Annotated in this window: 22 protein-coding genes; 8 read left to right on the top strand and 14 right to left on the bottom strand. The window is 63.5% G+C overall.

Annotated elements, in window-relative coordinates; translation table 11 throughout:
- Position 1 precedes the first annotated feature (1 nt).
- Complete coding sequence (locus C2138_RS00820) at positions 2-526, top strand: helix-turn-helix domain-containing protein (protein WP_108518646.1); 525 nt, start codon at positions 2-4, stop codon at positions 524-526.
- Here the strand turns inward: C2138_RS00820 and C2138_RS00825 are convergent.
- From C2138_RS00825 to C2138_RS13695, 4 genes are all read right to left on the bottom strand, one after another.
- Entirely contained in the window at positions 523-1,647 is a 1,125-nt protein-coding gene (locus tag C2138_RS00825; RefSeq protein WP_241961136.1) for a Zn-dependent alcohol dehydrogenase, read from the bottom strand. The two genes, C2138_RS00820 and C2138_RS00825, sit on opposite strands and share 4 nt — an antisense overlap.
- On the bottom strand, positions 1,644-2,924 hold the full coding sequence (locus tag C2138_RS00830) for a cytochrome P450 (RefSeq protein ID WP_108514764.1): 1,281 nt from the start codon (positions 2,922-2,924) through the stop codon (positions 1,644-1,646). The genes C2138_RS00825 and C2138_RS00830 overlap by 4 nt, the downstream gene beginning before the upstream one ends.
- 104 nt (positions 2,925-3,028) lie before the next feature.
- Entirely contained in the window at positions 3,029-4,309 is a 1,281-nt protein-coding gene (locus C2138_RS00835; protein WP_108514766.1) for a cytochrome P450, read from the bottom strand.
- A 63-nt stretch (positions 4,310-4,372) separates the two neighbouring features.
- Positions 4,373-4,948 (bottom strand): flavin reductase family protein, encoded by a 576-nt coding sequence (locus C2138_RS13695; RefSeq protein WP_199286552.1) that lies wholly within the window; start codon positions 4,946-4,948, stop codon positions 4,373-4,375.
- Positions 4,949-5,563: 615 nt separating this feature from the next.
- Between C2138_RS13695 and C2138_RS00845 the strand changes: the two genes are divergently transcribed.
- Complete coding sequence (locus C2138_RS00845; RefSeq protein ID WP_158268823.1) at positions 5,564-6,184, top strand: TetR/AcrR family transcriptional regulator; 621 nt, start codon at positions 5,564-5,566, stop codon at positions 6,182-6,184.
- Between the two features lie 59 nt (positions 6,185-6,243).
- Here C2138_RS00845 and C2138_RS00850 read toward each other — a convergent pair whose 3' ends face one another.
- Positions 6,244-6,981 carry an SDR family NAD(P)-dependent oxidoreductase gene (locus tag C2138_RS00850; protein WP_108514770.1) on the bottom strand — a complete coding sequence of 246 codons (738 nt, stop codon included), beginning with the start codon at positions 6,979-6,981 and terminating at the stop codon, positions 6,244-6,246.
- A 72-nt stretch (positions 6,982-7,053) separates the two neighbouring features.
- The gene (locus tag C2138_RS00855; RefSeq protein ID WP_108514771.1) at positions 7,054-7,680 is read right to left on the bottom strand and encodes a TetR/AcrR family transcriptional regulator; all 627 of its coding nucleotides are present in this window, start codon (positions 7,678-7,680) and stop codon (positions 7,054-7,056) included.
- A 79-nt stretch (positions 7,681-7,759) separates the two neighbouring features.
- Here C2138_RS00855 and C2138_RS00860 point away from each other — a divergent pair, with 79 nt between their 5' ends.
- Positions 7,760-8,275: a MarR family winged helix-turn-helix transcriptional regulator gene (locus C2138_RS00860; RefSeq protein ID WP_108514773.1), complete on the top strand. Its 516-nt coding sequence runs from the start codon at positions 7,760-7,762 to the stop codon at positions 8,273-8,275.
- A 23-nt stretch (positions 8,276-8,298) separates the two neighbouring features.
- Here C2138_RS00860 and C2138_RS00865 read toward each other — a convergent pair whose 3' ends face one another.
- Complete coding sequence (locus C2138_RS00865) at positions 8,299-9,012, bottom strand: flavin reductase family protein (protein WP_108514775.1); 714 nt, start codon at positions 9,010-9,012, stop codon at positions 8,299-8,301.
- A gap of 322 nt (positions 9,013-9,334) precedes the next feature.
- On the opposite strand from C2138_RS00865, the gene C2138_RS00870 reads away from it, so the two are divergent.
- Positions 9,335-10,282, top strand: a complete 948-nt coding sequence (locus C2138_RS00870) for an SMP-30/gluconolactonase/LRE family protein (RefSeq protein ID WP_159078098.1) — start codon at positions 9,335-9,337, stop codon at positions 10,280-10,282.
- Positions 10,283-10,302: 20 nt separating this feature from the next.
- Here C2138_RS00870 and C2138_RS00875 read toward each other — a convergent pair whose 3' ends face one another.
- Positions 10,303-11,226: a LysR family transcriptional regulator gene (locus tag C2138_RS00875; protein ID WP_108514778.1), complete on the bottom strand. Its 924-nt coding sequence runs from the start codon at positions 11,224-11,226 to the stop codon at positions 10,303-10,305.
- Between the two features lie 180 nt (positions 11,227-11,406).
- Here C2138_RS00875 and C2138_RS00880 point away from each other — a divergent pair, with 180 nt between their 5' ends.
- Genes C2138_RS00880 through C2138_RS00890 form a run of 3 tightly spaced genes read left to right on the top strand, consistent with a single transcriptional unit; the run spans position 11,407 to position 14,759 of the window.
- Positions 11,407-12,486, top strand: a complete 1,080-nt coding sequence (locus tag C2138_RS00880; protein WP_108514780.1) for an iron-containing alcohol dehydrogenase — start codon at positions 11,407-11,409, stop codon at positions 12,484-12,486.
- A 40-nt stretch (positions 12,487-12,526) separates the two neighbouring features.
- The gene (locus C2138_RS00885; protein WP_158268825.1) at positions 12,527-14,020 is read left to right on the top strand and encodes an aldehyde dehydrogenase family protein; all 1,494 of its coding nucleotides are present in this window, start codon (positions 12,527-12,529) and stop codon (positions 14,018-14,020) included.
- 22 nt (positions 14,021-14,042) lie between these two features.
- Entirely contained in the window at positions 14,043-14,759 is a 717-nt protein-coding gene (locus C2138_RS00890) for a class II aldolase/adducin family protein (protein ID WP_108514784.1), read from the top strand.
- A 39-nt stretch (positions 14,760-14,798) separates the two neighbouring features.
- Here the strand turns inward: C2138_RS00890 and C2138_RS00895 are convergent, their stop codons facing one another.
- The 5 genes from C2138_RS00895 to C2138_RS13560 form a co-directional block, all read right to left on the bottom strand.
- Positions 14,799-15,224: an Hsp20/alpha crystallin family protein gene (locus C2138_RS00895; RefSeq protein ID WP_108514786.1), complete on the bottom strand. Its 426-nt coding sequence runs from the start codon at positions 15,222-15,224 to the stop codon at positions 14,799-14,801.
- A gap of 124 nt (positions 15,225-15,348) precedes the next feature.
- Positions 15,349-16,191: an amidohydrolase family protein gene (locus tag C2138_RS00900; RefSeq protein ID WP_108514788.1), complete on the bottom strand. Its 843-nt coding sequence runs from the start codon at positions 16,189-16,191 to the stop codon at positions 15,349-15,351.
- Between the two features lie 9 nt (positions 16,192-16,200).
- Positions 16,201-17,184, bottom strand: coding sequence for an ABC transporter substrate-binding protein (locus tag C2138_RS00905; RefSeq protein WP_108514790.1), 984 nt, complete (start codon positions 17,182-17,184; stop codon positions 16,201-16,203).
- Positions 17,185-17,246: 62 nt separating this feature from the next.
- A complete protein-coding gene (locus tag C2138_RS00910) occupies positions 17,247-17,996 on the bottom strand; it encodes an SDR family NAD(P)-dependent oxidoreductase (RefSeq protein ID WP_108514792.1) in 750 nt (249 codons plus the stop codon).
- A 25-nt stretch (positions 17,997-18,021) separates the two neighbouring features.
- Positions 18,022-18,570, bottom strand: a complete 549-nt coding sequence (locus tag C2138_RS13560; RefSeq protein ID WP_159078099.1) for an EthD domain-containing protein — start codon at positions 18,568-18,570, stop codon at positions 18,022-18,024.
- Between the two features lie 216 nt (positions 18,571-18,786).
- On the opposite strand from C2138_RS13560, the gene C2138_RS00920 reads away from it, so the two are divergent.
- Entirely contained in the window at positions 18,787-20,343 is a 1,557-nt protein-coding gene (locus C2138_RS00920) for an FAD-dependent oxidoreductase (RefSeq protein ID WP_159078100.1), read from the top strand.
- A 22-nt stretch (positions 20,344-20,365) separates the two neighbouring features.
- Here the strand turns inward: C2138_RS00920 and C2138_RS00925 are convergent, their stop codons facing one another.
- Positions 20,366-20,674 (bottom strand): DUF4229 domain-containing protein, encoded by a 309-nt coding sequence (locus C2138_RS00925; RefSeq protein WP_108514796.1) that lies wholly within the window; start codon positions 20,672-20,674, stop codon positions 20,366-20,368.
- Positions 20,675-20,745 lie beyond the last annotated feature (71 nt).

Genomic DNA, 20,745 nt, shown 5'->3' on the forward strand with positions numbered 1-20,745 from the left:
GATGCGCCCCGTCGCATCGCTCGCCGATGAACTCGACCAGGTCGACGGCCGACTCGGCCTTCGACTCGCCCGGCACCTTCTCGACCTGTCGGCGACGTGCCTCATGAGCAGTTTCGATTCGCCGGAGCAGACGAGCGCCGGGTCCAGCAGCGCCACGCCCACGAGCGCCGCGTCAAATCACCGCGCGGCCTTCGCGATCCGGGAGTTCATCACGGCCAACCTCGCAGACCCCGATCTCAGCCCACAGTCGATCGCCGCGGCGCACTTCATGTCGGTGCGACACCTCTATTCGCTGTTCAAGCACGACGAGGTTAGCGTCGCGTCTTGGATCCGAGCCAGGCGGCTCGACAACTGCCGCGCCGATCTCGCGAACCCCGCCCTGCGCGACCGCTCCATAAGAGAGATAGCCGCTCGTTGGGGCATCGCCGATGCCACGCACTTTTCACGTCTCTTTCGGGATCGGTTCGGGGAGACGCCCCGCCTGTGGCGCGACCGATCAGTGCGCCAATCCGTGACTCTTAATTAGAACGTGGTGATAACGGTTCGAGCCGCCGACCCGCTCCTCAGGTTCTCGAGACCCTTCTGAACGTCGTCGAGCGCGATGCGATCAGACACCATGTCGTCGAGGTTGAGCCTGCCCTGCAGGTACATTTCGGCGAGCAGGGGGATGTCGTGCTTGAAGTTCGAATTGCCCATGTACACCGTGCGCAGGTTGCGCTTCGAGAAGAGCAGGTCAACCAGAGGGTTGATCTCAAGCACCGTATCGGGCGCCTGGATTCCGATGAGGAACGCCGTTCCCGACGGCCGGATCATCTCCAGTGCCTGAAGTGCCGTGCGTTTGAGGCCCGCTACCTCAAACGAATACAGCACACCGAGCCCACCCGTGAGCTCGCGAACGCGCCCAACGGGGTCGACCTCGGCGGAGTTGATCACATCGGTCGCGCCCATCTTTCGGGCGAGTTCGAGCTTGTTGTCGTGAACGTCGATTGCGATGACCCGGCGGGCCCCCGCGAGGATCGCCCCCTGGATCACCGAGAGTCCCACGCCGCCGCAGCCGATGACGGCAACAGTGTCGCCGACGCGGATGCTCGCAGCATTGATTGCGGCGCCGGCACCTGTGATCACGCCGCATCCGAGAATGGCGGCACGGTCGAACGGCATCTCGTCGGGAATGACAACGACGCTGTTTTCGTGCATGAGCGCGTACTCGGCGAAGCCGCCGATGTGCGCGAACGCCGTCACCTCGGTGTTACCGATCGAGACCCGGGGAGTTGCACCTTCGGCGCGCTCGGTCTCGTGCACGTTCGGGCACATGAAGGGGCGGCCCGAGATGCAGTCGATGCAGTGGCCGCAGTGCGCAACCTCGCACGCAACGATGTGGTCGCCGACCGCAAGGCCAGCGACGGCGTCGCCGAGGGCAACAATTACCCCGGCGATCTCATGCCCCGGCACAAGAGGAGCCGGGTAGTGTCCTGTGTCGTGCTCGCACACATGCAGGTCACTGTGACAGATACCGCTCGCCTTGACCTGCACGAGAACCTCATGTGCGCCCGGCTGCGAGATCGCCACTTCCTGAACGACAAGAGGCTCTCCGACCGTGTGGAGAACGGCGGCCCGCATTGTGGTGGGGATCGTTGCTGCGCTCACGCTGCGGTGAACGTGACGGCCACGCGGGTCGGAATGCGAAAGTTGAAGCCAGGGCCCGGCTCGAGGATGCTGTTCTCCTCGTCGAGCGCAATATTGCTCAGGCGCGATAGCAGGCGCTCGAATCCGACCTGCGCGTAGAGGCGCGCGAGTGGAGCGCCGGGGCAGCGGTGGGTGCCAGCGCCGAAGCTCAGGTGATGAGCCATGTTGCGGCGGTTGGGGTTGAACTCGTACGGGTCCTCGAACTTGGACGGGTCGTGGCAGGCTGCGCGGAACGACGCGAACACAATCGAGCCCTCGGGGATCTCGACCCCCTCGACAACCGTCGTCGTGACTGCGCGGCGAGGGTGCCACTGCAGCGGGCCCTCAAGTCGCACCGATTCTTCAACGAACTTGCGGAACTTGCTCGGGTTATCGCGCAGCTCCTGCTGCAGCTCGGGCAGGCGGCACAGATGCACGGCCGCCGACGCGAGCATGGCGGATGTCGTGTGGTAGGTCGAGAGGATCATCGAGCGCACATGAACCACCATGGCGTTCTTGTCGAACTCCCCATCGCGGTCCACCTGCGCCTTGACGACATCGCTCAGATAGTCGCCCACTGGTTTCTCCAGGCGGGCGAGACACTGACGGTAGGCATAGTCGGAGCTCTGCTCGAGGGCGAGCCCCGCGGCGGCGGCCTCCTCGGGAGACGGGGTTCCCATGCCGACCTTGGTGATGGCATCCGTCCACCCCTTGATGGTCGACGCGTCCTCACGAGGCAGGCCCATGATGATGGTTAAAACCTCAAGGGGCAGCGCCTCGGCGAAGTCCTCCGTGAAGTTCGCGCGGCCCTCAGAGATGAACCTGTCAATGAGGCTATCGGCAACCTCGGCGATGACGGGGGCATAGGCATCCAGACGGTGCTTTTCGAAGAGCATCTCGGCCCACGAACGCTTGACCTCGTGGTCATCGCCTTCGGTGAACGCAATGCCCTCGATGCGGTAGTGGCTAGAAACCTCGGGGTAGGGCGGAACGATGAGACCGGCAAGCTCGGGGAGCACCTCGGTGAGATCTGAGTCGAACTGGGTGTCGTCGCGAAGGATGTGCGAGACGGCATCCCACGACGAGGCGAAGAACATCGGGCGGCCGTTGGGGTGGGGCTGGGGAAAGCTATAGACGCCGGAGATGCCGCGAAGCTTCTCGAAGTACGCAGCAGGCTGCTTTCGGGTCTCCTGTGTAGGTGGCCAGGATTCCAACTCGGCGGCGGTTACCTCGCGAATGAGGGGAGCGGGTAGGGACATGAACAATACCTCCGTTGGTATAGCTGATGCGAAAAATAGGCCGGGAGACGCGGCTGTGCCTGCCTGTCTCCCGGCCGATGGTGTGACCCGAGTTAGCTCTCGAATCAAGCCTTGTCGAAGTTGACCTGCACCCGGGTGGGGATGCGGAAGTTGAAGCCGGGCAGCGGCTCCAGATCACTGAGTTCTTCGTTGATCGTCAGGTTGCGCGTGCGGGCCAGCAGTCGTTCGAACGCAACCTGGGCGTAGAGCTTGGCGAGCGGGGCGCCGGGGCAGCGGTGAATGCCAGCGCCAAAGCTCAGGTGGTGCATGAGGTTGCGTCGAGTTGCGTCGAATGTGTAGGGGTCTTCGTACTTGTCGGGGTCGTGACTGCCCGCACGGAACGACGTGAACACAATCGAGCCGGCGGGGATTTCTACGCCGTCGATCTCGATGGTGTTGACCGCGTGACGCGGGTGCCACATGAGCGGGCCTTCGAGGCGCATCGACTCCTCAAAGAACTTGCGAAAGCTCGTCGGGGTGTTACGAATCTCGTCCTGCAGCTCGGGCATCTCGCACATGTGCACGGTCGCGGCCATCAGGGCGCCCGCGGTGGTGTGGTAGGCCGCGAGGAACATGTTGCGCACGTGGCTGACCATAACGTTCTGATCGAACACGCCGTCACGGGCGATCTGATGCTTGATGACCTCGCTGAGGTAGTCGTCGCCCGGGTTTTCGAGGCGAGAAAGGCACTGCTTAAGGACGTACTCGGAGCACTCGGCGATCGCGCGCTCAGTGTTGGCGACCTCCTCTGCGGTGGGGGCCGTCATGCTGAGGCGCGTGACAACATCCGTCCAACGCTTGATGTCGGCGGCGTCTTCGCCCGGCAGTCCCATGATGATGGTGAGAACTTCGAGGGGGATCGCCTCGGCGAAGTCTGCGCTGATGTTGGCGGTGCCTTCGTCGATGAACTTGTCGATCAGGCGGTCGGCGACCTCGGCGATTACGGCGCTGTACCCGGCCATGCGCTCGGGCGTGAACAGCATGTCGGCCCAGACGCGCTTCACATCGTGGTCTTCGTCCTCGGTGAATGCGATGCCTTCTGGGCGGTAGTGGGTCGGCTTGTCGGGGAATGGAAGCTGCAGCATGGCCGCGATGTCAGGCAGCACGGTGGCAAGGTTGGAGTCGAACTCGTCGGTGTGCTTGAGGATGTGCGAGACCGCGTCCCAGCTCATGGCCAAGAAGATCGGGCGCCCATTGGCGTGCGGGTTGGGGAAGCGGTAAACGCCGGCGCCGGCCTTTTCGCGCAGCGCGTCGAAGTAGGCAGCGGGCTGCTTGCGGGTTTCAGGGCGCGGAGGCCAGGTTTCGAGTTCTTCGGCGGTGACTTCGAGCAGGGTTGGCGTTGACATCGTTTTGCTCCAGTGAGTTCTGTGGGTAGGGGTTCGAGCGGAGGGCGAAGCCTGGAGTGCGGCCTAGAGGTCGAGCACGAGCTTCGAGCATTTGGAGCGCGAAACGCAGATCATCATGCAGGTGTTCTCTGCCTGCTCTGCGGCGCTCAGCACGGAATCGCGGTGGTCGGCCTCTCCTTCGATGATCTGTGTCTCGCATGAACCGCAGGTGCCCTCCGAGCACGAGTAGAACACGTCAACGCCCGCCCCCTTGGCGGCCTCGAGGATGGTGGTGTCTGGGCCGATGGTGAGTGTGATTCCACTCGCCTGCAGTTCGACCTCGAACTCGTCGAGCTGGTCGGTCACGATGATCTCCTTGGGGGTGAAGCGCTCAAGGTGCAGAGCGCCGGCGGGCCAGTGGCTGCTGAAGTTCTCGACGGCTCCGAGCAGTGGGCCGGGACCGCAGGTGTAGATGAGGGTGTCGTCGTGGACCTCGCCGAGCAGGCCGGGCAGGTCGATGAGACCCTTCTCGTCCTCTGGCCAGATAACAAACCTGTCGCCGTGGGCTGCGAGCTCCTCAACAAACGCCATCGAGTCTTTGCGGCGGCCGCCATAGACGATCTGGTAATCGGCTCCGGATGCCGCTGCGGCGGCCACCATGGGAATGAGGGGGTCACGCCGATGCCGCCGGCGATAAAGATGTAGCGATTCGCGGCGGCGAGGGCGAAGTTGTTGCGGGGGCCGACGATGGTGACCGTGTCCCCCTCGGCGAGCGTGGAGTGAATGTATTCGGAGGTGCCGCGGCTGGTGGGCTCACGCAGCACGCCGATGCGGTAGCTCGAGAGGTCGCTCGGGTCTGAGCACAGCGAGTACTGCCGCGTGAAGCCCTCGGCGACGGTGATGTCGATGTGCGAGCCGGGCTCCCAGGCGGGGAGGGCACTGCCGTCGGCGTCGGCGAGGGTGACCGAGCGAACGCCGTCTGCCTCGTCGCGGATCCCAGCGACGGTCAAGGCGAGTGTGTGCTCGCCGCGGGGGGTCTTTGTTGAGCTTTCGAGTGCTGTGGTGGCCACCGCGACCATCTCCTTCACGTCAGGTGCAGAGGGTTCCTGGCCGTGTGGGCGAACCATGGTTCGATCCACGAAGGACCACCTCTTTGTGTGTAGCGATCATTACATGCAGAACATAGACAAGCAATAGTCAGGGCATACGGATGTGGCGATGATTCATACGCAATTGACTGTTGACGACATCTCATGCCCTGACAGGATGGACTTCATGCCTCGCTCACTGACCCTGCGCCAAAAGCAGGGCGTCGAATCGCGCGAGCGCATCCTCGACGCTGCTGTTGATCTGATCTTCGAAAACGGGTACTCCGGGACCTCTGTTGCCGCTCTGTGCGCGCGCTCTGCGCTGCCCGCGAGTTCGATCTACTGGCACTTTGGCAGCAAAGATGGTGTCGTCGCGGCGGTGGTCAAGCGCGAATCGGAGCGCTTCTTCGCCGAGCTGCCTACGTGGGAGTCGTCTTCTTCTGGCGGCGACGTAGTCGAGCGCTTCACGCGGTACATGGAGTCCGTCGGTGCAGCGACCCGAGAGGAGCCGCGCTTCTTTCGCGTACTCGTCACGCTCGCCATGGAGCCCGTGGACATCAGTGACGACACCATCGAATCCATCCGCAGGGTGCGCCAGAGCGGCCTGGACTTTATTGCCGGACCAGTCTCCGAGGTCATCGCGTTTCTCGGCAGCAGCAAAGACCCCATGGAGATCGCCACGTTCTGTTTTGCGGTGCTCGAAGGTTCGGCGATCGGTCGCCGGGTCGACCCCGAACACATCAGCATGCCCATCGTGTATCGCCAAATAGCGCAAGCGGCGATCGCCCTGGCGCTCGCCGCCGACTGATCCGGCAAACACAGACGCCCCCGAGTGCTGCTCGGGGGCGTCTGCGGTGTATTGCGGCGTTAGCCGATGGTCTGGCCGCCGTCGATGAAGAATCCCTGGCCGGTGATAAAGCCGGCCTCGTCACTGCCGAGGAACGCGGCGAGTGACGCGACCTCTTCTGGCTCGCCCAGGCGGCCCATCGGCACGAAGGTCGCGAGAACATCGTGACCGACGGGCGCGCCATCGAGGATGGGGGTGCGAATCAGACCGGGGCAGATCGCGTTGACCCGGATGCCGTCTGCTGCATATTCCAGTGCTGCCTGTTTGGTCATCATCATGACCGCGCCCTTCGACGGTGGGTAGGCGAACGAGCCGGGTGCGGCAATAATCGAGGCGACGGAGGCGGTGTTGATGATGCTGCCGCCGCCGACGGCTAAAAGCATCGGAATCGCGTGCTTAATCACGAGGAACGCGCCGCGCACGTTGATGTCCATGACGCGATCCCACGATTCAAGGTCATACTCGTGGGCGCGCACAGCAGGCCCCGTGATGCCCGCGTTGTTGTAGACGGTGTCGAGGCGACCGAACTCCGCGGCAATGCGGTCGAACATCGCGGCGATGTCGGCGGGCTGCGCCACGTCGCAGTGAACGGCGGTGATCGAGTCCGGTTGCAACGCGGCGGTCTCATTCTCGGCGCCGCTGATGTCGGCGGCGATCACGCGCGCTCCCTCGTCGGCCATGCGCACAGCAATGGCGCGTCCGATGCCGGAACCGGCACCCGTGACGAGAACAACCTTGGATTCGAATCGGTTAGACATGGGGTCCTTTCGCCGCTTAGGCATCGCCGCGGGACAGACGATGTGAGCGGGGCTTGATGGTGGGGCTGGGGCTCAGGCGTTCTTGAGCAGGGGCAGAAGGATCGTGTCGACCAGTTCTTCGCGAAATTGGTCGTCGACGGGTTCGTATGTCATGAGCATCCGCGCCACCGTGAGGGAGGGGGCGATGTCGTGAAAGAGGCGGAGGGAGCGAGCGGCCGGGGGAACCTCGCCACGAGTGATTGCGCGCTCCACGATGATCTCGCTGATGTGGTTGATTGAGCTGATGAAGCGACCCCTCATGTACTCCGTGAGGTCGGGGTTCACCCGCATCGCCTGAATCAGGCCCGTGATAATCGGGGCCTGGCTGTTCTCGAACGAGCTGAAGACGAGAAATCGGGGAAAGGCGGCGAGCAGATCGCCGCGCAGGGTTCCCGTGTCTTCGGGGGCCCCCTCGTTTGCCGGTTCCTGGGCGCGCACCGCGTCGAGGATGAGTTCGGGTTTGCCGGGCCAGCGGCGGTAGATCGATGCCTTGGCTACGCCGGATCGGGCGGCGACTGCCTCGATGCTCGTGCGGTCGTATCCGACCTCGCCGAGAAGCTCAAGGGCCGCCCTGCTGATGAGGCGGTCCACCTCGGGGTCGCGGGGTCGCCCGCGGGTCGCGGAGTTGCTGCGGGGCGGTGCGGTTTCGCGCCGGGTCATCCGGTGGCCTTCCTGCGAGTCTGTGTCGTCTCGACCCCTTGGGGGTTTCTAGACGCCAACGTATCGTAAATGATTGTTTGTGGGAACCCTTGCCGCCGCTACACTCGACCGGGTGACCGCTCAGGTGCCCCCATCCGACCCCGAGGACATGCATAGCCGCCCCGGACATCTCATCCGCAGGGCGCAGCAGGTCCACGGATATCTGTGGACGGCGATGGTGTCGAAGGATGTCACGCCGACGCAGTTCTCGGCGATCACCGTGATCGCCGCCCGGCCCGGCACCGATCAGATCGCGCTCTCGCGAGAATCGGGGCTCGATACCTCGACAACGGGCGCCGTCATCCAGCGCCTCATTCAGCGAGGCTGGGTGGCCGTGGACCGCGACCCCAAAGACATGCGGCGCAAGCTTTTGAGCCTCACCCCCGAGGGGCAGCGAGTCTTCGACGAGGTCGCCGTGCGGGCAGCATCCATGACCGATCGCATGGTTGAGAGCCTAGAACTGGGCGAGCGTGCTCAACTTGTCTCTCTCTTGGCTCGGCTCGTCGCGCACGGTGAGACCCTGCGCGAAGCGGGGGACGAGGCGCCGACCGCATAACGGGCGGCGCCCCATTGCTCCGCTTAGAACGAGCGAGGCGAGCTGCGGAACATGTCGCGCCAGTCGTCAACGGGCGTGAGCACCGGGTCCTCGACACCCTCATCGAACCCGCGGAAGTTGGCGCCCGTGACTCCGGCCTTTTCGAGCGGACGGTAATCCCACTCGACCTTCATCGGCTGGTTGGCTGGCACGAACTGATCCTGGTAACGGCCGCCAGCGAAGTGTGCAGGCTTGGCCTCTTCCCAAATGATCATCTGGTTCTCGTCGATCACATTGGCGTTGGCCGAAACGGCCTGGGTCATGCCCGTCACCGTCATTCGGTGAATCCACGAGTGGGTCCAGTCGACCTTCATCTCGAAGTGCGCGTAGCACTCCTTGATTCGGGGAGGGGCAACCTTGGTGCCGGGAACCGTGGTGAGTCCCACCATCTCAAGCTCATTGATTCCGCGCTTCCATGGCAGACCGATCTGCAGCACCTTCTCGAGCATGTCGTGCTCGAACGGCACGAAATTGATCGTGAACTCTCCGGTCTCCAGAATGTTGGCGTGCGTGTCGCTGCCCTGCGTGCAGGTGAACGACAGTTGCACGGGATCGTGGCATACGCGAACAGTCGAACCATAAGACGCCGCGTTGACGTTGCCGTCCTTGTCCACGGTCGTGATGATCGCCAACAGCGACGTGGGGGCGATGATGCAATCCCAATTCTCGGGACGGACATCGACTTTCTCTACGGACATGTGGGGCTCCTCTGGTCAAAGATTGGGTACCGCGTACGGTACGGATGCGCGGCGCACGCACCGCTAGCATCCTCGGCAGAATACGGTCAACCCCGGCGCCGACGGAAAGACAGATGGCTTCAGACTCATAAGCGCGCAGCTATGAGATCCGCATGCTCGGGTCGTCTGAGGGCGCATGAGGGGAGCGAAGTGCTCGCCATCATCCATGGTGCAGTATCAATGGCGGCCGATCTGTCTCATTCGCCGGGCATCCGTCACCGTGCCCGCAGCTACAGTGAACGACACCGAACCGCAGCACCGAACCATGGCACGAGGAGAATCAATGGCGATCACCACGCAACCGGCAGCACGACACGGGCGAGAACTGCGTCACATTGTTGCCGCGCCCGTGCTCGAACGCCTTGTCGGAAGAGATACGCCAGGCGGCATGAACCCCATTCCCGAGGGCCCAGCCTTCGACCGCAGCGGCCGCATGTTCTTTATCAGCGCCTTCCCCGATCCCGATGGCTACAAAGTGTTTCGCTGGGACCCCGAAACCAATGAGGTCGAGCGCATCATCGCCGACAGCGGCATTCAGCTTGCCTCGCTCGTGATTCATCGAGACGGCCGACTCTTCTTCGCCGACTTTACGGGTGGCGAGCACGGCGGCGGTCGCATCGCCTGCGCAAACGCCGATGGCACCGGCTATCGCACCGTGGTCGGCGAGTTCGACGGCACCCCCGTTGTTCCCGATGACCTCGTCTTCGCGGCCGACGGAACCATGTACTACAACGATTTTCAAGGCACGGCCATGAATCCGACAGGCCGTGTGATCAAGGTAACGCCGGATGGGGAGCAGTCTCTGCTGCTCGGCGGCGTTGCGATGCCCAACGGAATTGCGCTGTCTGTTGATGAGCAGCGACTCTGGGTGAGCGAGCACCTCACCAATCGCCTCATCGGAGTCGAACTAGAGGGCCGCCAAGCGCCGGAATCACGCGTCTATGCCCACTTCACCGGTGGCCTCTGCGATTCGACCACCGTGGACTCCGCCGACAACGTCTATCAGGCGATGTACGACGGTGCCAGAGTCGAGGTGCTCGACTCCGAGGCCAACCCAATCGGCGTCGTCACTCCGGGTACCAACCCGTTGCGCGACTATCCGCGCACAACGCACGTGGCCATCCGGCCCGGCGAAACCTTCGGGGTCCTGCTGGCCGGGGGCCCCACGGGAATTGGCATCTTCACTTTCGAGGCTCTCGCGCCGGGCCTGATCCCGTTCTCCCACCGCTAGGAGGGCTACGCAGCGACGAACTAGCTCGCTGCGGCTGCCGTCGCGGCTGCCGAAGCAAGCTTCTTATCGGGGTCGACCACCGCCTTGAAGACCGCACCGAGGGCGCGGCTTTCGTTCGACGCCTGGGCGATCATATAAATCGGAATCGTCGCACTCTCGATTGGCACGAACACGATGTCGTCGCTGACTCTGGCGGGAGCGAAGTTCTCGGGTACGACCTCGATTCCGTTGCCCTCGCGAACCGCGATGAAGTCTTCGTCGTAGTTGCTCGTGGCCTTGGTCGACACCTTCATGCGGAAGCCTGCCTCTAGGCACAGGGTCTGCATCATGGAATTTGAGGCGAACACGTTGGCGCTTGGCAGAATCCATTCGTCATCGCGCAGGTCCCAGAGCGTCACCGAGTCGGCTGTGGCGCACGGGTGAGTAGAGGGCAGGGCCGCGACGAGGGGGCTGTTGCGCACGAGCACCGATCGCAGGGTCGCGGTGTGGGTGGGGGCAACGACGACCGCAGCATCGAGGCGGCCCTCTATGACGGCGCTCACCAGACGAACACTGCTCTCGCTGACAAAGTCGAGCGTGAGTCGGGGGCTAATTGCCTCAAGGCGACGCAGGATGCCCATGCGGATTCGGGGCTGCATGCGCGGGTTGATGCCCAAACTAAAGTGGCCGGCACCGCCACCACGCAGCTGGGCTGCGGTCGCGAGGGCATCGTCGTAAGCCTCGACGGCGATACGAGCCTTTGCCGCGAACTCTTCGCCGCTTGCGGTGAGCTGCACGGCGCGGGTGCTGCGAATCAAGAGCTGGATCTCTAGCTCTTCTTCAAGCTTCTTCACCTGAGCGCTGAGGGCGGGCTGCGCAAGGTGCAGTCGCTCAGCCGCGCGGGTGAAGTGCAGTTCTTCCGCAACAGCCAAGAATTGCCGCAGGTGGCGGATTTCGATCGCCATCGATCACTCCTTCTCGCCGCTGAGGTGGGGGAGGAGCGGCGTTTATATCGCCCCCATAATAAGTCACCCGCGGTTGTGTCTTTCCCTCGGCATCGGCCCTCTGCCTAGTCTTGTGATCGCCGGGGATGCCTGAGCGCACGCAGACGTGCCGACTCCCTTGCCCACATACGAAGGACAACGATGACTGCGCTCTACACCAACCCCACCCGGGTCTATGCAGGACTTGGTTCGAGCGATTCGCTCCTCGATCACGTCGCGACGCTCGGCGGCAGCCGCATCGCCCTTATCGGCGACGCGGGACTCAAACGAGTCGGCGTGCTCGATCGCTTCGAGCAGCAGCTCGGTTCCGCTGTTGTCTTTGTCGGTCTTGCCGAGGTCGACCCCACGATCATCGCGTCGGAGGCTGCGGCCGCAGAGGCGACAGCCGCAGGCGCAGATATCGTCATCGGCGTGGGTGGTGGCAGTGCACTCAGCCAGGCCAAGGCCGTCGCGCTGCTCCTCACCAACGACGCCCCCGTCGAGCAGTATGAAGGAATCGGCCTTGCGCCGCAGCGCCCCGCTCCCTTCATCGCGGTTCCCACCACTGCAGGCTCCGGCAGCGAGGTCTCCAACGCATTCGTGCTCTACAACACCGAGAGCAGCCACAACGTTGGCATGCGTGGCTGGGGTTATGAGCCCGATATCGCGGTTCTCGACGGCAATCTTCTCGTCGGGCTCCCCGAGGTTCCCATGCGCGATGCTGCTGCGGATGCCCTCAGCCACGGCTTCGAAGCCCTCTGGGCAAAGGGAGCAACCCGGTTCACCGACACCGTTGCGCTCGCCGCGGTGCGTACGATTCGCGAGACCCTCCCTCGTGCGCTCAAGGAGCGCCGCCCCGAAGACCTTCAGTCGCTGCTCGAGGCGTCGACCATGGCCAACTTCGCCTGCGGCAATGCCGGGCTGAGCCTCATCCACGCCCTCTCTGGCTCGTCGAAGATTCGCATCTCTCACGGCCGCCAAAACGGTGTGCTGCTGCCGATCGTCGCGGAGTTCAACCGCAGCGTCGTCTCACGGGAGGTCAGCCTCGAGATCGATCTGCTGCCCGAACTTTATGCGGCAGCGGGTATCCCCTCGGCGTTTGAGGCCGACGAGCTCATCGACACGGCAGAAGACGAGTTCTTTGAGGCCGGGGCGACTAGCCCGTTCCGCCGCAACAACCGGCGCGACTCCAGCGATGAGCAATTGCGCGAGCTTGCTCGCCTCGCGACCACTCCGCGTTAGTCGCTCGCGCCCTGACTTCGTTCCAACCAAAGGACCCATCGTGACCATCACTGACACAGCTTCCGCCACCGGCATCTCCAACCTTGCCCTGATCGGGGGCGAGCGCCGCGGCGCCTCCGACGGTGCGACGATCGACGTGATCAACCCGTCGAACGGCCAGGTCATCACCACGATTCCGCGACTTACCGCTGCGGATGTCGACGATGCTGTCGCCGCCGCCAAGTCGGCCTTCCCCGCATGGGCGGCCCTTGAGCCCCTGCAGCGCGCCAAATACCTCGACCGTCTTGCCGACGCCATCGAGGCCAATGGTGAAGAACTGGCCGCCCTCGACTCCCTCGATAACGGCAGCCCGCTTCACGAGATGCGCCGCGACAGCAACGTCGCCGCAGCACAGCTTCGCTATTACGCGGGACTCGTTCTTGAGGCCCAGGGCGCGACCATCCCCTCCAGCAGCGAGCGCCTGATGTACTCGCTTCGCCAGCCCTACGGTGTCGTTGGCCGCATCAGCGCGTTCAACCACCCCCTGCTCTTTACGGTCGGCAAGATGGCGGGAGCCCTTGCGGCTGGCAACACGGTCGTCACCAAGCCGTCTGAGCACACATCACTCTCGTCGCTTGCTGCGGCCGACATCATTAACGAGATCTTCCCTCCCGGCGTCATCAACGTGATCACGGGATACGGCCACGAGGCGGGCGACGCGCTTGTCGCTCACCCCGACGTTCAACGTCTCGCATTCATTGGTGCCGACGGCACGGGCCGCATGATTCAGCGTCGCGCAGCCGAGGTGGGCGTCAAGCACGTCACCCTCGAGCTCGGCGGCAAGAACCCACTCGTAATCTTTCCCGACGCGGATGTCGACAAGGCAATCGCGGGGGCGCTCAATGGCATGAACTTCACGTGGCAGGGCCAGTCGTGCGGCTCGACCTCTCGTCTTATCGTGCACCGATCACTCCACCGCCGCGTTGTCGATGCTCTCGCCGAGAAGATGGAGGCCATCCGCTCGGGCATGCCCCACGACGAGAACACCGACACCGGTGCGATCGTGAACAAGCAGCAGTTCGACAAGGTTATGAAGTACATCGAGATCGGCAAGTCTGAAGGAGCCGACCTCGTTGCCGGCGGCTACCAGGTCACCGAAGGCGAGCTTGCCCAGGGCCTCTTCGTGCGCCCGACCCTCTTCGACAACGTTGACCCCTACGGCCGCCTCGCACAGGAGGAGATCTTCGGCCCTGTGCTTGCGGCAATGCCGTTCGACACCTACGACGAGGCGCTCACGATCGCCAACAGTGTGCAGTATGGCCTCACCGCCAGTGCGTTCACGCAGGATCTGCGTACGGCCCACGCTTACGCGCGGGACATCCAGGCCGGTTATGTGTGGATCAACGAGACCTCCCGCCACTTTCTCGGCAGCGGATTCGGTGGTTACAAGAACTCCGGTATCGGGCGCGAGGAGAACCACGAGGAGATCCTCTCCTGGACGCAGGCCAAGAACGTCTCGGTTCTCTTCGGCGATGGTGGCCCCGCCGGCCATTAGGCCAGAGGGGAGGGGATGCATCATGACGACGACCGATTCGGCTAGAGATCTGCTCTACGAGGCAGAGACCGCACAGCTCGTCAGCGACGCGAGCCGGGCGCTCGCGTTCGGTGGGCTTTCTGACCTCGTGTGGGGCCACGTCTCGGTGCGCGACCGCGATGGCAGAGGCGTTTGGATGAAGTCATCGGGTCTCGGCTTCGAGGAGATAACCCCCGATCATGTCGTGCTAGTTGACTGGGACGGCAATGTCGTCGTCGGCGACGGGCCCCGGCATATTGAGTTCTACATCCACACGTCGATCTATCGGGCACGTCCCGATGTGAACTCGGTCGTGCATGCCCATAGCGACGCGGTCAACGCATGGTGCGCTCTTGAGGTGCCCATGCGGCCACTCACGCATGCGGGCATGTTGTTTGCCGAGCCTCAACTGCCCCGCTTCACCGAGACGATGAACCTCATCCGAAACGCCGAGATGGGCGTTCGCCTGGCTGAGGTTCTCGCCGAGAACGCCGGGGTGCTCATGCCCCAGCATGGTTTCGCCATGACGGGGCCGGATGTTGCCACGGCGGTCATGACGGCGGTGCTGCTGGAGCGCGCCGCGACAACGATGCTCAGCGCGCTGAGCGCTGGCGAGGTCAAGACCTGGGCATCTGACGCTGATCTGGCCGAATTCGAGTGGGTGCCGGCCCAACTGCGCGCTGGCTATGAGTACCTGGTGAGGGGTGCCAGCACGCGCTAAAAGGCGGTGCCAGCACCCCCGCTCACGGGTCGAAGAGAGCTAAGAACTCATCTCTTTGCGCTCGCCCTCCTTCGAGGTGATCTCAATCTTGCGGGGCTTTGCCCGCTCGGCAACGGGCACAGTCACTGAGAGCACCCCGTTCTCGTAGGTTGCCGTGATGCGTTCAACGTCGACTCCATCTCCGAGCGTGAATTGGCGCATGTAGCTGCCATAGGGCCGCTCGTGGCTGAGCCATTTGACCGATTCATTCACGGGAGCGCGGCGTTCTGCCCTAATCGTGAGCAGTTGCCCGTCCACGTCGAGGTCGACGCTCGAAGGGTCGATTCCGGGCATGTCGGCATTGAGCACATACTGGTCACCCTCGCGGAACAGGTCGACCGGCATCAGTCGCGGGCCGCGAGCGGTGTCGAACGCGCCAGAGGCGAGTCGATCGATGTGTCCGAGAAAATCGAGTGGGTTCGACATGATTGTCTTCTTTCGTCTCCGAGTGAAGGGTCATGCAGGTGCGTCTGACCCCTTGTGAGTGAATGGTGCTCTGCTCCGGAGAGTGCCACGCAATTGTGCGAGTTAGCGGAGTGGTGGCCGATGATCAGCTGAGTGCTCGGTGAGTGCCGAAAAGCTCCTGAGCGGAACCGCCCCGCACGAGGGCGAGCTCATGACGAGAGAGTCCTGTGGAATCGAGCCAGGTCACGCCATCGGAGTAGTTGAGAAACGCGTGCGTGCGAGTCCAGTCGGTGCCCCACATCACCCGCTGCGGGCCATAGGCAGCGAGCAGGGCCTGCATCTGCTCGTGGATGTCCGGGTAGGGGTGCTGCTCGTGCGAGAGCGCAGGCATGCCTGTCGCCTTCACGGCGATGTTGGGCAGCGCAGCCAGCCGGAGAATCTCGGGCAGCCGATCGAACGGATGCTCGGGCGCCGGTGGAACGGAGGAGGAGCCGAGCCCGAGGTGGTCGATCACAACATTCAAGCTGGGGTTTCGCTCGGCGATGAGGCGAGCATCCGCCGTGCTGGGACCCAGGGCAACGCACAGCGGAATGCCGCGATTCTCTAGCTCGCCGAGTAGCTCGGTGTAACCGCCGGAGGCGAGCTTCTCGCGCTCGGCTGGTGCCCACAGCATGAGCCGCAGCCCGACGAGTCTGCTGTTGCTGGCGCATTCTGCGACGAACTCTGCTTGGTCGACTCGGCGCGGGTCGACGGGCGCGACTACACAGAATCGCCCCGGGAACCGCTCGGCCACCTCGAAGGCGTATGACGTGTCGGCGAGGTAGTTGAGCCAGGGCGACACGATGATCGCCGAGTCGACGCCGGCGGCATCCATCAGAGCCATGGTCTGTGCCCCTGTGGCCTCCGCAAGAGGCGAGCCCGCGCCCGTCCACGGTCGTGCTGCCGTGTTCGATTCAAACACGTGAAGTTGCGCATCGATCACGGGCATGACGGAGTCCTAAATGACGAAGTTCGTGAGCGTCTCGGGGGCGAACAGGTCCTCTGGCTCGTGGAGCTTCGTGATGAGGCCCTGATCGTATGAGTAGCGCAGAAACGCTGCGAGGGTCGCACGGTTGGGCTCCAGACCGTAAGACCAGTAGTCGTCCCCCATCGTCTCGCGCACTTTGCGAGCGGCAAGGTAGCTAAAGGGGTTCATGCTGCTGAGCGCCGCGGTCTCCTCGGCTCTATCGGTGACGATCTTCTTCGCCTCCGTGAATGCCTTCATGAGGGACCGGGCCATCCAGCGGTTCTGCTCGTAGACATCACGGCGAATCACCACGACATGCATGATCGGGAATATGCCGGTCCGCTCGAAGTAGGCGAGCTCTTCTTCTTCTGTGTTCTCCCATAGGCGGCGCACATTGGGATTGGGGTCGAGATAGGAGTTGGGCAGGCGAGGCGTATGCAGGGCATCGATCTCGCCGCTGATGAGCATCGCGTCGAGGGTCTTGCCCTCCGGGATGGGGGCGATGTCGATTCCGGGAGGAGTGATGGCGATCTTCTCGTGACGGCCAGGGGTGTGGAGCCCGCCCGTGCGGTATTTGACCGAGTCGACGGGCACGCCGTAGTCCTCGGCGAGGAAGCCACGGATCCACACGGTTGCGGTCATCTGGTACTCGGCGACACCCACGGTCTTGCCGATCAGATCCTGCGGCGTCTCAATGCCCGAATTGGCGTTGACATAGACGCCGTTGTGACGGAACGCCCGCGACGGAAACACGGGGATAGCCACGAACTCGTTCTTGCGCTCAAGCGTGAGCGAGTACGACGAGAGCGACATCTCTGAGACATCGAACTCGCCGTACACGGCCGTGCGGTAGAAGATCTCCTCGACGGGCAGGTTGAGCACGTTGAGGTCCAGGCCCTCTGCTTGAACGCGCCCGGTCGTGAGCGCAGAGGTGCGGTCGTAGTCGCCGCACGCGAGAAGGATGGGTTTCTTCATGGGAGCCAATCGTCGGGCGGTCGTCGAGCCGCCAGGAAAAAGTGAAATGGATGCTCGGCGCGTTACGCCGACGAGCCGCCGTCGACCGCAAAGACACCGGCGGTGCAGTAGCTGCTCTGGTCGCTCAGCAGCCAGGCGGCGAGCCCGGCAACCTCGGTCGGCTTGCCAAAGCGACCGAGCGGCACGGTGCTCAGAAAGAACGCCTTGCGCTCTTCGGGAGCGGCGAGAAGCGTTGGGGTCTCGGTGGGGCCCGGCAAGATCGTGTTGACCCGAATGCCGTACTCCGCCGCCTCAATCGCTACAGTCTTCGTCAGCGAGATGATGGCCGCCTTGGTGGCGGAGTAGAAGCCCGTGTTGGGAGCACCCTGAAGCGCAGTGCCCGATGACGTGTTGAGGATGGTGCCACCCTGACCGTGATCGCGGGCATGCGCGATCATTCGCTGCATCCCTCTTACAGTGCCCATAATGTTCACATCGAGCAGCTTCGCCGCCGCCGTAAGGTCGAGGTCGGCCAGCGGCACACGCGGAGCGGTGATTCCCGCGTTGTTGAAGAGCGCGTCAACGCGACCGAAGCGGTCGATGCACTCGTCGAAGTAGCTGTCCACGTCGGGGAGAGAACCGACATCTGCCGTGATACCGATGGCCTTGTCGCTGCCGAGTTCAGCAACGGCGGCGGTTACAGCGTCAGCCGAGATATCGACGATGGCGACCCTGGCGCCATTCTCAACGAGGGCGCGGGCGGTGGCGAGGCCGATGCCGTTGCCGCCCGCAGTGACGATGATCGATTTTCCGGCGAGACCGTCGATAGTCATGAGTAATCCTTGTCGTCGCGCTGGGTCAGTCGGCGATTTCAACGGCGAGCCACTGCGGGCACTCCTGCGAGTCGGCGAGGAACAGGGGGTAGTCGTCAGAGACTGCCTTCTTCACATTCTGCAGACCAGTCTCGTGGATGACGAACGCTTCCTCCGACGGGAACCACTCCTGCAGCACGCCGTCCCACACGCTCGCGGGATCGGTTGAGATGTTGGTGATGTAGTAGTCGTAGTGGGGGTTGCGTTCGATGGCGAGCTGCGCGTGCACCGTGCGCCAGTGGTGGGCGAATTGCTCACGGCTGATGTCGGGGCGGCGAATGTTGAGCAGCAGACGCAGAACACCTCCGCGGCCGGGCCCGGATCCGTCGCGCTCGAACATGAGCTGGCCCTCTGCAGGGATCACCAGGCTGGCCCCCGCAACGGCTTCCGGGCCGTCGACAGCGTAGGCGATCGATGCGAGATCCGCAGGCAGACCATTTTTCTGAGCGTGGTGCGGGCGAAAGGTCAACGAGTAAAGGCGGGAACCCTCCGGCAGGGATGCTGGGCGGCTCTCAAGAAAGCTGAAGACGGTCATACCACCACTATCGAGGGCGGGCCCCGCGGAGGGCAAAGACTGGATACCCGGGATTGATATCGGTGTGCAGATATATGTCGTGGTCGCGACTCGACATATACGCGGATGCGCATAAATCCTCACGCTTTGGTCTTTCTGCAATCCCCGGCGCGCTCCTAGCCTGGCCTCAGCCGCCAGGCACATCGACCATTGACGTTCGACCCGATTGGAATCACCTTGCCCACTTCTCCCCATGGCAACCATTTCGATCTTGTCGTCGTAGGCTTCGGTGCCGCTGGCTCGTCGACCGCTCTGACAGCAGCCCGGGCAGGCGCGAACGTTGTCATCATCGAGAAGCAGCCCGAAGACGCCCATACCCCCAACATTCGCATGTCGATGGGCTTCATGTTCGGGGTCAACGACGTGGAGGGCGCCTTCACCTACATGGACCGCTGCTCGGGCGGCATGATTCCCGCAGCCGTCTCTCGTGCTTGGGTCGAGAAGGCTGCGACGCTCAAGCAGTGGCATGACGACATGGGTCTCGATCTCCACCTTGAGCGGGTGAGGGGTGGCGAGCATCCCTTTGAGGGAACCGAGGCGATCGACGAGTTTAGACAGGGACTTCTCGCCGACGGCCGCCCGATCGCCGAAGCGCTCGAGGGCGGCGTCTACTTCTCAGGTCTGCGCGCCAAGGACGGCGAGCGTCCCGAGCTACGCATGGGCTACGACTACTTCGAGGCCCTACAGAAGGCAATCTCGCGCTACGACAACATCACCGTCATCTATGACTCGCCCGCTCAGCACATCATTCGGGACGTCGACGGCCGCGTCATCGGCGTGCAGCACGGTCACACCGGCGAACACAGCACGTATGGCGACCGCGGCGTTGTTCTCACGACGGGCGGCTACGAATTCGACGAAGAGCTCAAGCTCAACTATCTCAAGGCCTACCCCATGCACTTCTACGGCAACCCCGGCAACACCGGTGACGGCGTTCGCATGGCGCAGGAGGTCGGCGCCGACCTCTGGCACATGAACCAGATGATCGGTCGGGGTGTCGGACACTTCACCAAGGAGGACGGCAGCTTCGTCAACGTGATGCTCGAAGTCACACCGCTCGACGTTATGGCCGACCCCGAGCCCGGTGGCTACGTCATCACCGACAAGCACGGCAAGCGGTTCGCCAACGAGGCGCCACAGGCGAGCCTCGGCCACGCTTTCTACTACCACCTGCTGTCGTACGACTCCGATACCTTCGACTACCCGCGCATCCCCAGCTACTGGTTCTTCGACCAAAAGCGTCTTGATGCCGGCCCGCTCATCCCTCGCCGCGCCGGTGTTCACCGCGTCGGCATCTACGACTGGAGCTACGACAACCGCAAGGAGCTCGCGGCAGGCTGGATCTCGCAGGGCTCGACAATCGAAGAGGCAGCGCGCAATGCGGGTGTGCTCGAGCCTGAGGTTGCCGCCGCCGCTGTCGCCGATTACAACCGGGGTTGTGAGTCGGGGGTGGATGCCCAGGGGCGGCCCGTCGAGAGCCTCACGCCTCTCGACGGCGACAGGTTCTACTGCGTTCCCATGTACCCGGGCGGCTCAAACACGAGTGGTGGACCGCGCCGCAACGAGCACGCGCAGATCCTGGACCCATTCGGCAAGCCGATCGCGGGGCTATATGGTGCGGGCGAGCTCGGCCAGGTCTATGGGCTGCTGTATCCGGCGGGCGGCTCCAACCTGTCAGAGGCCAACTGCTTCGGCCGCATTGCGGCAGAGCACGCGCTCGAGCTTTCTGCTTAGGGAGCGCTGCGCCCTCTGGCCGTCAGCGGTCGGAGGGTGTGGTCGGCTCGTCGGTCGAGCGGGCCGCGGGATACGACACAGAGTCACTGTCGTCGTTCTCGGCGTCGGCATCCACATCGACGGATCCGTGCGTGCGTCGGTGCTGCAGGTCGAGCGCCAACTCGTCGCGCGTCTTGTGCAGCAGAAGGTACGAGATCGCAAAGGCCAGAACGGTCGCGAAGAGCGCAGAGAGCCACCACTCGATGCCGATGAGCATAAGCCCGGCAAAAAGTGCGGCGAACAGGCCGACCCTAATGAACGAGTAGAGCAGCCAGCGGGTCGATGTCTTCACCCGTTGAGTCTAAACGGATGCTCCCTGGCAATAACCGAGGCACCCGCTGCCAGTCCACCGGGTGCCCGCTC

This window comes from Salinibacterium hongtaonis (genome assembly GCF_003065485.1).
Lineage (GTDB): Bacteria > Actinomycetota > Actinomycetes > Actinomycetales > Microbacteriaceae > Homoserinimonas > Homoserinimonas hongtaonis.